The organism is Klebsiella sp. 141153, from assembly GCF_032601995.1.
Lineage (GTDB): Bacteria > Pseudomonadota > Gammaproteobacteria > Enterobacterales > Enterobacteriaceae > Klebsiella > Klebsiella aerogenes.
In genome coordinates, this window is record NZ_JAQIRJ010000007.1 from 50,884 (window position 1) to 63,132 (window position 12,249).

Below are 12,249 nucleotides of genomic sequence, written 5' to 3' on the forward strand. Positions count from 1 at the left end.
ATGCTGTTAGCGCACATTTCCGATACCCATTTCCGCAGCCGCGGCGAAAAGCTGTACGGTTTTATCGACGTCAATGCCGCCAATGCTGATGTGGTTTCTCAACTTAACGCGCTGCGCGAACGCCCGGATGCGGTGGTGGTGAGCGGCGATATCGTCAACTGCGGCCGCCCGGAGGAGTATCAGGTCGCCCGCCAGATCCTCGGCAGCCTGAATTATCCGCTGTATCCGATCCCCGGCAACCACGATGATAAAGCGCTGTTTCTGGAGTACCTGCAGCCGCTGTGCCCGCAGCTCGGCAGCGATGCCAATAATATGCGCTATGCGGTTGACGACTTCGCTACCCGCCTGCTGTTCATCGACTCCAGCCGCGCCGGCACTTCAAAAGGCTGGCTGACCGACGAGACCATCAGCTGGCTGGAGGAGCAGCTGTTCGAGGGCGGCGACAAACCGGCAACGGTGTTTATGCACCACCCGCCGCTGCCGCTGGGCAATGCGCAGATGGACCCGATTGCCTGTGAAAACGGCCACCGTCTGCTGGCGTTGGTGGAGCGTTTCCCGTCGCTGACGCGCATCTTTTGCGGACATAACCATAGCCTGACCATGACCCAGTATCGCCAGACGCTGATCTCCACCCTCCCCGGCACTGTCCATCAGGTGCCTTACTGCCACGAAGACACTCGCCCGTATTACGATCTCTCGCCGGCTTCGTGCCTGATGCACCGCCAGGTCGGCGAGCAGTGGGTAAGCTACCAGCACTCGCTGGCCCACTACGCCGGGCCGTGGCTGTACGACGAAAACATCAGTTGTCCAACGGAAGAGCGCTAACCGCCATGCTCAGTCTGCAAAACATCAGTAAACATTTCGACGGTAAACCAGCGCTCAGCGCGCTGTCGCTTGATATCCACGAAGGCGAATTTGTGGTGCTGGTCGGCCCGTCGGGCTGTGGTAAAAGCACCCTACTGCGCCTGCTTGCCGGGTTGGATCAGGTCAGCGAAGGCGAAATCTGGCTGCATGATGAGAACATCACCGACACCACGCCGCGCGAACGCAATTTTGCGATGATCTTCCAGAACTATGCGCTGTTTCCACATCTCTCTGTGCGCGACAACATCACCTTCGGCATGAAGGTACGCAAGGAAGAGAAAAGCGGCTGGCAGCCGCGGGTAGATAAAGTCGCGCAGATGCTGCAGCTGGAGGCGCTGCTCGATCGCAAACCGGCGAAGCTCTCCGGCGGCCAACGGCAGCGGGTAGCGATGGCGCGGGCGATCGTGCGTAATCCGCGGCTGTTCTTAATGGATGAACCGCTGTCCAACCTCGACGCCCGCCTGCGCAGCGAAGTCCGTGACAGCATTATGGACCTCCACCAGCAGTTGAAAACCAGTACCGTCTACGTCACCCACGATCAGACCGAGGCGATGTCGATGGCCGACCGCATCGTGGTGATGAACGGCGGCCACGTGCAGCAGGTAGGACGGCCAGAATATCTGTATGCCAACCCGGCCAATCTGTTCGTGGCCGGATTTATCGGTTCGCCAGCGATGAACCTGCTATCGCTCCCCTGCGTTGACGGCAACGTTCAGCTTGGCGAACTACGCCATCCGCTACCGCCGCGCCACCGCAGCCAGACCCGCGTCTGGCTGGGCATTCGCCCGGAACATATTACCGACCGCGTGGAGCAAGGCCATCTGCGCCTGCCGGGCACCGTCCTGCAACGAGAACTGATGGGGGCCGATTATCTGCTCCACGTCAGAACGCCGATCGGCACCCTGCGCTTTAGCCGCCGCCACCGCGGCACGGTACCTGAAAAAGGCGAATCGCTGATCCTCGGCTTCTCGCCTGCCGATGTGCATCTTTTTCATGCTGAGACCCAGCATAATTTACTGATGGAGACAGACCATGTTTAACCCCCTCACCGCCCTGACGGTTGGGCTCAGCCTCGCCCTGAGCGGCGCGGCGCTGGCGAAAGAGAAAATAGACTTCATGTTCCCGGCCCCGGTCGACGGCAAGCTGACGATGGAGATGACACGCGTTATTAAAACGTTCAACGACTCGCAGCAGGATGTCGAAGTTCGCGGCATCTTCACCGGCAACTATGACACCACCAAGATCAAAGCCGAATCCGCACAGAAGGCCGGACAACCGCCGGCGCTGGTGATCATGTCCGCCAACTTCACTACCGATCTGGCGCTGAAGGATGAGATCCTGCCGATGGACGAACTGTTTAAATATGGCGATCAAAAGGCTGGCGATTTTCTGCAAAAGGAATTCTGGCCTGCGATGCATAAGAACGCCCAGGTGATGGGCACCACCTATGCGATCCCATTCCATAACTCGACGCCAATCCTCTACTACAACAAGACGCTGTTCGATCGGGCTGGTATCGCCCAACCACCGCAGACCTGGGCCGAGCTGCTGGCCGATGCAAAAAAGCTGACCGACGAGAGCAAAGGCCAGTGGGGGATCATGCTGCCGTCGACCAACGACGACTACGGCGGCTGGATCTTCTCGGCGCTGGTGCGCGCCAACGGCGGTAAATATTTCAATGAAGACTATCCGGGTGAGGTTTATTACAACTCGCCGACCGCTATCGGCGCTCTGCGCTTCTGGCAGGATCTGATCTACAAAGACAAAGTGATGCCTTCCGGGGTACTGAATTCGAAGCAGATCAGCGCTTCATTCTTCTCCGGCAAACTTGGCATGGCGATGCTCAGCACCGGCGCGCTGGGCTTTATGCGCGAGAACAGTAAAGATTTTGAACTCGGCGTCGCCATGCTACCAGCCAAGGAGCAGCGCGCGGTGCCGATCGGCGGCGCCAGCCTGGTAAGCTTTAAAGGCATCAACGACGCGCAGAAGAAAGCGGCCTACCAGTTCCTGACTTATCTGGTAAGCCCGCAGGTGAACGGGGCGTGGAGCCGCTTTACCGGCTACTTCTCGCCGCGCAAGGCTTCTTACGATACGCCGGAGATGAAAGCATATCTGCAGCAGGATCCGCGGGCGGCGATCGCCCTTGAACAGCTGAAGTACGCGCATCCGTGGTACTCCACCAGGGAGACCGTCGCCGTGCGTAAGGCGATGGAGAACCAGCTGGCGGCGGTGGTCAACGATGCCAAAGTAACGCCGGAAGCCGCGGTACAGGCGGCACAGAAGGAAGCTGACGCGCTAATGAAACCTTATGTTGATAAGACCGCGCTGGGAGAAGTGAAGTAGCACAGATCGGTTGCGGGGCGCCCGGCTTGCGGCGTAAACGCCCAGGCCGGGTGACCAACCGCCCCCAGCGCAGGATGCGCCGGGGAGATTTTGTGAAGCCTTAGATTTTATCCGCCTGCGACGAAGCCCAGGATTTACGCGCGTAGGCTTTTCCCGCCGGGCTGGTATCCAGCTTCTCGCGCAGATAGTGCTCGATCTGCTCAAGGCTGCGGTTGCGCGTTTCCGGCACGCATTTGATCACGAAGATCGCGCCGAAGATGCCGATTGCCGCAAAGATAAAGAAGGTTCCGGACAGGCCGACCCACGACAGCAGCATCGGGAAGAACAGCGAGATCAGGAAGTTGGCAATCCACATTGAGAACACCGCCCCGCCCATAAACATCCCGCGCATCCGGGTTGGGAAAATTTCCGACAACAGCAGCCAGGTCACCGGCGACAGCGCCCCCTGCTGGAAGCTCAGGAACAGCAGCATTCCCGCCAGTACCATATAGGCGCGCAGCGCATCCGGCTGACCATTGACCGTTTCCGGCAGCAGGTAGCTCACCGCGCCGATAAACACCAGGCAGGCGGTACAGCCGAACTGGCCGATCATGGTCATCGGGCGACGGCCTATCTTCCCCAGCATCCAGATGCCAACAAAGGTCATCAGTACCGAAACCACGCCGTTGGCAATGGTGGCGAACAGCGCGGCGTTATCGGTCATACCGACCGAGGTCAGCACCGTCGGCGCATAGTACATAATGGTATTGACGCCGGTAAGCTGCTGAATAACCGCCACGCCGATACCGATCATGAACAGCTTAAACAGCCACGGAGTCATGATTTCACGAATTTTTGGCTTACCGAGATTGCGCTGCTCGTCGAGAGTTTCCGTAATCTCCATTAGCTCCCATTCGACATCATCTTTACGCCGCGTACGCTCCAGCACCCGGCGCGCTTCCGCCAGTCGGCCTTTCATCGCGTACCAGCGCGGGGTATCCGGCATAAACATCATGCCAAACCACAGCAGCACGGCAGGCAGCGTCGCCACCGCCAGCATCCAGCGCCAGGTGCTCTCGCCGCCCCACAGCTCATGGAAGGTGGCGTTAGAGATATAGGCCAGCAGCTGGCCGGAGACGATCATCAGCTCCTGCAGCGTGACCAGTTGCCCGCGTTTGTTGGCGGGCGCCATCTCAGCGATATATACCGGCACCGTCGCCGCCGCGCCGCCAACCGCTACGCCGAGTACCAGGCGGAAGAAAATCATCCAGTTGACGTCCGGCGCAAGGGCGGTACCCACCGCGCCAATAGCGAAGATCACCGCCAGCCAGAGGATGATTTTCTTTCTGCCTGCGGCGCTGGCCAGATGGCCAGAAAGCAGTGCGCCGAATGCGGCGCCGAACAGCAGCGAGCTGGTCACCAGCCCGGTGGTAAACGGCGTGAGGTGCAGTTCATTACCCATAAACAGCAGGGCGCCGGAAATCACCCCGGTGTCGTAGCCAAAGAGTAAACCGCCTAAGGTGGCGATCAACGCGACGATCTTAACAAACGGCGTTGCCGGGGCGTCGCTATTCGGCCCCGACGCTTTATTGAGTGTGAGATATTGTTCCTGTGACATAGAAGACTCCAGTAACCTACCTTGTAGGGGGAAGATATGCTCTTGTCTGAATACAGAGGCCTCCAGCCTCACGGACGTGTCGTTATCGTGTGGTTCAATTGAGGTTTAGAAAAAGCAGGCCACGCAGCTGTGTGGCCTGAAATGCATCAACGATCAGATTCCTGCCGTTTCGCGGATGTATTTACGCGCTTTCACCGCGTATTCGAAGGGGTTCGCCAGCGCGGGGTCTTGTTCGGCTTCCACCACCATCCACCCCTTATAGCCGTAGTCATCCAGCATCTGGAAAACCGGACGGAAATCGATGGCGCCATCTCCCGGTACGGTAAAGGTGCCTTTCTTGACGCCGTCGAGGAATGAGAGCCCTTCACGGCGCACCTGCTCAATCACCGCGGGGCGGACGTCTTTCAGATGCACGTGGTTGATGCGCGGCAGATATTTTTTCAGGATCGCCAGCATCGGCGCCTCGCCGCCCTCTGAATACCAGGCGTGACCGGTGTCATAGAGCAGGAAGACGCGTTCGTCCACCAGCGACATAAACTTGTCGATCTCCGCGGTAGTCTGAATGCCGGTGCCCATATGGTGATGCAGACAAACCTGCATCCCCTTCTCTGCCGCCAGTTTGCCAAGCGCGTTATAACCTTCGGCTACCCGCTGCCACTCTTCGTCGCTAAAGCACGGCTTCGCATCGCCGAGAATCGGTTTATCGAGCCCCTGGATACTGCCGCTTTGCTCAGAGCAGCCAATCACCTTCGCGCCCATCGCATGGAGGAAATTCATGTGGTTAACGAATTCATCGATGGTTTTTTCTCTTTGGCCATCCGCGAAGAAGGTGCTGAACCAGGCGTTGCAAATTTGCATGCCGCGAACATCCAGCATCGGCTTCAGCACCGCCGGGTCGCGCGGATATTTGCTGCCAACTTCGCTGCCGGTAAACCCGGCCAGCGCCATTTCGCTGACCGTTTGCTGAAAGGTGTTTTCGCTCCCCAGCTCAGGCATATCGTCGTTAGTCCAACCGATAGGGGCGATAGCCAGTTTGACGTTGTCTTTGTTCATTTTGATGCTCCTGCCGCCGCGCCTTACCGGCGCAGCAGTTCACGTTCGATAAGTTCACGCGTTTCCACGGCCTGGTATTTCATCTTTTCCGGGTAACCAAACAGCGAGGTGCAGACGATCGGTTCACCGCCAACTTTGAAGGTCTGTTCAGCGAAGCGCATATCGCGCAGGGTGCTAAACAGAGCATTGAAATCGACATCCCCCTCGCCGACACCGACGTGCTGGTGTACGGCGGCATCAACGCCCGGCGGATTAACGATATAGCGGCAGTGTTTGGTGTGGTTGCGGGTATCGGCAATCAACACGTGCGACAGGTCCTGCCCGGCATAGCGCAGCATCTTCTCAACTTCACCTTTGCCTTTGTCGTAGAAAAAGGTGTGCGGCACGCTGTAGACATACTTCACGTTGTCGCTGCGGAAGGACTTAACGATATCCACCGTCTCGTTGTTTTCTTCGCAGAAGTCCCACGGATGGGCCTGGATTTCGAGGCGGATACCTTCACGTTCGAATATCGGCAGCAGCTCTTCCATCGAGCGGTAGAACATCTCTTCGCAAATTTCCGGCTGGTTAGGATCGCCGGAAAATTCGGTGTTGATAACCTGCACACCCATCTCCACCGCCACTTCGATTAGCCGCTTCCAGTTCTTCACCGCCGCCTGTCGGCGCAGCTCATCCGGGCCAGACCAACGATAAACGCAGATGAACGAGGAGAGTTCAACGCCGTTGTCACGCAGCGCCTGCTTATATTCGGCCATGATCTCCCGGCTGGCGCGCGGATGCTTGTAGAACGGGTTAATCTGCGGGTGCGGCGACTGCTCAATGTATTTGTAGCCCCACTCCGCCACCTGCTGGACCATTCTGGTGATCCCGAGATCTCGAATCACATCGACATCAAAAGCAATTTTCATCGTCGTTACCTGTTTGAAACGTTACGTCGGTGAAGGAGGGTTTAGCGTTGGTAGAATGCCGGGCACTCAGGCAGCGACACTGCTACTGGTTCGTTACACTCTTGCGCCTTCAAACAGGCGTCGGCGGCAACCGATGCCGCATAGCCGTCCCAGGCGGAGGGGCCCTGCAACTTGCCGGCTTTCACATCATTGATAAATGCCTGCAGTTCGACGTCGTAGGCTTTGATGAAACGGTCTTTCCAGTCGGTGAGGATGGCGGTAGACAGGCTGGCGGCTTTACGCATCTCCACCGCCGACGGTTCCGGCAGGCGCGCAATGCCCGTTTCGCCAACGACTTCGCACTGGATGTCATAGCCGTACTGGCAATTCACGAAGACTTCGACGTCGATCAGGGTGCCCTTTTTCGTTTCAAACGAGACGATCTGTGGGTCTTTCAGCCGCGCATGGGTATGGGAGGTCGAGCGCGGGAAGCGTACTTGCACCGAACGATAATCATCGTTCAGCAGCCAGCGCAGCACGTCCAGTTCGTGGATCAGGGTGTTGGTGATCGCCATATCGGTGGTGTAGTTCTCACCGACCGACTGGTTGCGGTGAGCACAGCGCAGCATCAGCGGCGCGCCGATATCGCCGTCGTCAATGACCTTCTTCAGCGCCAGATAGCCTTCATCGTACGGGCGCATAAAGCCAACCTGCACCAAGCGACGCCCGGCTTTCATTTCAGCATCAACGATACGGCGGCAGCCTTCCGCGCTCATCGCCAGCGGTTTTTCGCAAAATACGGGCTTACCGGCCTCAATAGCCGCCAGGGTGTACTCTTCATGGGTTGGATCCCAGGAGGTCACCAGCACGGCGTCAACGTCGCTGGCTTTAATCACATCATGACCATCGGCGTAGACTTCCGCCTGCACGCCCGGCAGAGAAACTGCCGCACGGGCGTTATCGGCATTGATATCGGATACGGCGACCACGGTCGCCCCCTGTAAGACCTGGGTGCAGCGACGGATATGTTCTTTACCGATGGCGCCTGCGCCGATGACACCTAATTTGAGTGACATGATGGTTCTCTCCGTAGTTCTGTAGGGTTCAGGGTTCGTGTTCTTTGTTAGTAATCCCGCGCCTGGGCGCGTTTTTCATTAATCATTTCAGCGACTTTACGGATGCGTTCCGACAGCGCCGTCTGCGCCACGCCGACGTTCCACCAGCTCCCGTATTTGTGGACCATGGTTTTCGGCAGCACTTTAATGTCGATAAGCGTGCTGACGGTTTCACGGCGAGCGGCATCCAGCGCGTGGCGAAGCTCATCGAGGGTGGTGACCCGCCAGGTCTTGCAGCCGTAGCCGGAAGCGATCGTGGCGAAATCCACCGGCACCAGCCCGCCCTGCAGCTGGCCGTTTTCCGCCGAGCGGTAGCGGAACTCGGTGCCAAAGCTATCCATACCGTGTTCCAGCTGCAGGTTGTTGATGCAGCCGTTCGCCATGTTGTCGAGCAGAATGACGTTGATCTTCGCCCGCTCCTGCAAGGAAGTGACCAGTTCAGAGTGCAGCATCATGAAGGAGCCATCGCCGACCAGCGAATAGACCTCTCTCTGCGGCTGCGCCAGCTTCACGCCGAGAGCGGCGTTGACTTCATAACCCATGCATGAGTAGCCGTACTCGACGTGATAGGTATTCGGCGCCCGGTTGCGCCAGACGCGTTGTAAATCCCCCGGCAGGCTGCCCGCCGCCGCCACAATGACCGCATCCGCCGCCAGCGACTCGTTCAGCAGGCCAAGAATGCTGCTTTGCGTCAGGGTAGAATCCGTGATTTGACGGAATTCGCGATATACCGATTCGCGGTCAATATGGTCATCAATTTCTGGTACGAAATCCGTTTCCTGCCAGACCGCCTGATAGACGCGCTGGGTCTCTTTCATCTGCCGGCTCTGGACGCTTGCAATCTGCGCGCCCCATTCTGCCTGCCAGGGCTCGTTCGACAGCGCAGCGCTGAGCGTGCTTAGCGCCTCGCGGGCGTCCGCCAGCATTGGGATGCCGTCCAGCTTCCAGGCATCAAAATTACTGACGTTAACGTTAAGAAAGCGCACGCCAGGGGATTGGAATATCCATTTCGAGGAGGTAGTGAAATCGCTAAAGCGTGTGCCGATACCGATGACCAAATCGGCCTCTTTCGCCAACAGGTTGGCAGCCAGACAGCCCGTTTCGCCAACGCCACCGACGTTCAGCGGATGCGATGAAACCACCGTGCCCTTACCGGCCTGCGTTTCCGCAAACGGAATCCCGTAACGTTCGGCGAAGCTCACCAGCGCATCGCCTGCCGCGGAATATTTCACGCCGCCGCCGCAGACGATGAGCGGTTTACGGCTGGCTTTTATTGCCGCTACCGCATCAGCCAGCTGCGCCGCGCTTGGCGGACGGCGATCCAGACGGTGGACGCGGCGGGCAAAAAAGGACTCGGGATAATCCCAGGCTTCACCCTGCACGTCCTGCGGCAGACACAAGGTAACGGCGCCGGTTTCCGCCGGATCCGTCAGCACGCGCATGGCATTAATGCAGGCGCTCATGAGCTGTTCCGGGCGGGTAATACGATCCCAGTACTTACTCACCGCGCGAAATGCGTCGTTAGTCGTGATACTCAGATCGTAGCTCTGTTCGATTTGCTGCAGTACCGGGTCCGGCTGGCGGGTGGCGAATACATCGCCCGGCAGTAATAACAGCGGGATACGGTTGGCCGTAGCCGTCGCCGCGGCGGTGATCATGTTGGCCGCCCCGGGGCCGATGGATGAAGTACAGGCTATAATCTGCCGACGCAGCGACTGGCGAGCAAAGCCGGTCGCCGCATGCGCCATTCCTTGTTCATTACGCCCCTGATAAACCCGCAGCTCGCCGCGGTTTTCTTCCAGCGCCTGGCCTAAGCCCAACACGTTGCCGTGACCAAAGATAGCGAAAATCCCTTTCACGAATTTCTGCGCTTCGCCGTCCACCTCCAGATACTGGTTATCAAGGAACTTCACCAGCGCCTGCGCCATTGTCAGTCTCAGTTTGCCCATGTTGCCTAATCCTTATCGTTCAGTATTTGTCGTGTGAGTTAGCGCTTTGCTCGCCAAAGAAGATGGCGTAGGTGCGGGAAAGCCGTTAACGTCCACTGGAATATTTTTGGATTATAGGCAAACATTTTTTTCATTAAACACAAATACAGAAGAAATGTTTCATTTTGCGAGAAGGATCAAACTCTCTACCCATTTCACACGTTTCACTTACATCTCCTTCGCGAGAAGGCTTCCAAACAAAAGAGGAAAAACAAAATTATCTACATGAAAATTATGGATAATATTGATATTAAAAAAAGGGGAACATGGGTAAACGGGACGCAGACAGCATGTATGAGCAGGCAGCTGCTCAGCCGCGCAGAGTGGTAGATCCTTCACACTTTTGGTTTTTTAATTTCGATTAGATTTGAAAATGAAATATTTATTTCTCAAACTAGAGATAACCAATAACCATCAGGCTGTTCACGGCAGACCGTCACTCGAGCGACCTTCTCCTGGCAGCAAATATGCAAAAGGAAACCCAAGCGATGAATGCAGCAGTTAAGCGGCTCGACGTCATCTGTATTGGCCGGGTGGCCGTCGATCTCTACGCCCAGCAGATAGGGGCAAGGTTGGAAGATGTGGCGAGTTTCGCCAAATATCTCGGCGGCTCCTCAGGCAACGTCGCCTTTGGCACCGCGATTCAGGGGTTGAAATCAGCGATGCTGGCCCGCGTTGGCGATGAACACAACGGTCGCTTCCTGCGTGAAACCCTCAGCCGCGCAGGGGTCGATACCGAATACCTGATCACGGATAAAGACCGGCTGACCGCATTGGTGATGCTGGGAATCAAGGATCAGGATACCTTCCCGCTCATTTTCTACCGTGACAACTGCGCCGATATGGCGCTGACGCCTGACGATATTAATGAACAGTACATCGCTTCTTCCCGCGCTCTGGCGGTGACCGGCACGCATCTTTCACATGCCAATACCCGCGAAGCGGTGCTGAAAGCGCTGGAATACGCCCGCCGCCACGGTCTGCGTACCGCACTGGATATCGACTATCGCCCGGTGCTGTGGGGGCTGACTTCACTTGGCGACGGTGAAACGCGTTTCATTGAATCCGGACCGGTGACCCGCCAGCTGCAGGAAGTTCTGCATCTGTTCGATTTAGTCGTGGGCACCGAAGAGGAGTTTCATATTGCCGGCGGCAGTACCGACACCCTCACCGCGCTGAAAAACGTGCGCCACGCCACTAACGCGACGCTGGTCTGCAAGCGCGGGCCGATGGGTTGCGTGGTGCTGGAAGGCGCGATCCCGGATAGCTGGGATAGCGTCCCGCTGCAGCAGGGCGTTCGCGTCGAGGTGCTTAACGTGCTCGGCGCCGGCGACGCCTTTATGTCCGGCCTGCTGCGCGGCTGGCTGAATGATGAAGGCTGGGAACAGGCCTGCCGCTACGCCAACGCCTGCGGCGCGCTGGTGGTTTCGCGCCACGGCTGCGCGCCGGCGATGCCGACGAAAGTCGAACTTGATGATTATCTATCGCGGGCAGATGCCGTTCCGCGCCCGGATATCGATGCGCGGCTCAATCACTTGCACCGGGTGACCAGCCGCCGCCAGCCGTGGCCAGAGCTATGTATCTTCGCCTTTGACCACCGCAAACAACTGGCGGACCTGGCGTTAGAAACCGGCCGCGATCCGGCCTGCATTCCCCGGCTCAAGCTGCTACTGTTGGCAGCCGCCGAAGCCGCAGCCGCTGAGGCCGGGCTTGAACAGCGTAGCGGTATCCTGGCCGACGGCACCTACGGCCAGCGTGCGCTTAACGCCATTACCGGTAAAGGCTGGTGGATCGGTCGGCCAATTGAGCTCCCCAGCTCGCGTCCGCTGCGCCTTGAGCACGGTAATATTGGCTCACAACTGATCGACTGGCCGCTTGAGCACGTCGTCAAATGTCTGGTCTTTTACCATCCGGACGATCCGGCGGCGCTGCGCGCCGAGCAGGACGCGCTGCTGCTTGAAGTCTGGCAGGCCTGTAATAAGTCCGGACACGAGCTGCTATTGGAAGTGATCCTGCCGGAGAACGGACCGGACAAAGACGAACGCCACTACCACACTATGCTGGAGCACTTCTATCAGTTGGGGATCCAGCCGGACTGGTGGAAACTGCCGCCGCTGGCCAGCGCCCAGTGGGAGCGGATCTCAGCGCTTATCGAGCGCGAAGATCCATGGTGCCGGGGCATCCTGCTCCTGGGGCTGGATGCCCCATCGGATCGCCTGCGTTCAGGTTTCGCCGAAGCGGCCGGACACCCGATGATCAAGGGTTTTGCCGTCGGCCGCACCATCTTTGGCCAGCCTTCGCGCCGCTGGATGCAGGGCGAACTGGATGACGCCACGCTAATCGATGAAGTGAAGCGTAACTATTTGCGGCTCATCGGCTACTGGCGCGAAGCGCGCGGCTAA

At 58.1% G+C, this 12,249-nt stretch carries 9 protein-coding genes; 4 read left to right on the top strand and 5 right to left on the bottom strand.

Going from position 1 to position 12,249, the window contains the following annotated elements:
• The 3 genes from PGS10_RS15065 to PGS10_RS15075 are packed head-to-tail and all read left to right on the top strand — an operon-like array spanning position 1 to position 3,207.
• Positions 1 to 825 carry a phosphodiesterase gene (locus PGS10_RS15065; RefSeq protein WP_316423197.1) on the top strand — a complete coding sequence of 275 codons (825 nt, stop codon included), beginning with the start codon at positions 1 to 3 and terminating at the stop codon, positions 823 to 825.
• 5 nt (positions 826 to 830) lie between these two features.
• Positions 831 to 1,904 (top strand): ABC transporter ATP-binding protein, encoded by a 1,074-nt coding sequence (locus PGS10_RS15070; RefSeq protein WP_316423198.1) that lies wholly within the window; start codon positions 831 to 833, stop codon positions 1,902 to 1,904.
• Positions 1,897 to 3,207: an ABC transporter substrate-binding protein gene (locus PGS10_RS15075; protein WP_316423199.1), complete on the top strand. Its 1,311-nt coding sequence runs from the start codon at positions 1,897 to 1,899 to the stop codon at positions 3,205 to 3,207. The genes PGS10_RS15070 and PGS10_RS15075 overlap by 8 nt, the downstream gene beginning before the upstream one ends.
• Before the next feature lie 100 nt (positions 3,208 to 3,307).
• On the opposite strand, the gene PGS10_RS15080 is transcribed toward PGS10_RS15075, so the two are convergent.
• The 5 genes from PGS10_RS15080 to iolD form a co-directional block, all read right to left on the bottom strand.
• A complete protein-coding gene (locus PGS10_RS15080) occupies positions 3,308 to 4,804 on the bottom strand; it encodes a sugar porter family MFS transporter (protein WP_047066015.1) in 1,497 nt (498 codons plus the stop codon).
• A 153-nt stretch (positions 4,805 to 4,957) separates the two neighbouring features.
• Complete coding sequence (gene iolE / locus PGS10_RS15085) at positions 4,958 to 5,857, bottom strand: myo-inosose-2 dehydratase (RefSeq protein WP_316423200.1); 900 nt, start codon at positions 5,855 to 5,857, stop codon at positions 4,958 to 4,960.
• A gap of 23 nt (positions 5,858 to 5,880) precedes the next feature.
• Positions 5,881 to 6,765, bottom strand: coding sequence for a sugar phosphate isomerase/epimerase family protein (locus PGS10_RS15090; RefSeq protein ID WP_315712410.1), 885 nt, complete (start codon positions 6,763 to 6,765; stop codon positions 5,881 to 5,883).
• A 41-nt stretch (positions 6,766 to 6,806) separates the two neighbouring features.
• Complete coding sequence (locus tag PGS10_RS15095) at positions 6,807 to 7,820, bottom strand: Gfo/Idh/MocA family protein (protein ID WP_045394721.1); 1,014 nt, start codon at positions 7,818 to 7,820, stop codon at positions 6,807 to 6,809.
• Positions 7,821 to 7,867: 47 nt separating this feature from the next.
• Positions 7,868 to 9,808, bottom strand: a complete 1,941-nt coding sequence (iolD, locus tag PGS10_RS15100) for a 3D-(3,5/4)-trihydroxycyclohexane-1,2-dione acylhydrolase (decyclizing) (RefSeq protein ID WP_316423201.1) — start codon at positions 9,806 to 9,808, stop codon at positions 7,868 to 7,870.
• A gap of 527 nt (positions 9,809 to 10,335) precedes the next feature.
• Here iolD and PGS10_RS15105 point away from each other — a divergent pair.
• Positions 10,336 to 12,249 (top strand): bifunctional 5-dehydro-2-deoxygluconokinase/5-dehydro-2-deoxyphosphogluconate aldolase, encoded by a 1,914-nt coding sequence (locus tag PGS10_RS15105; protein ID WP_316423202.1) that lies wholly within the window; start codon positions 10,336 to 10,338, stop codon positions 12,247 to 12,249.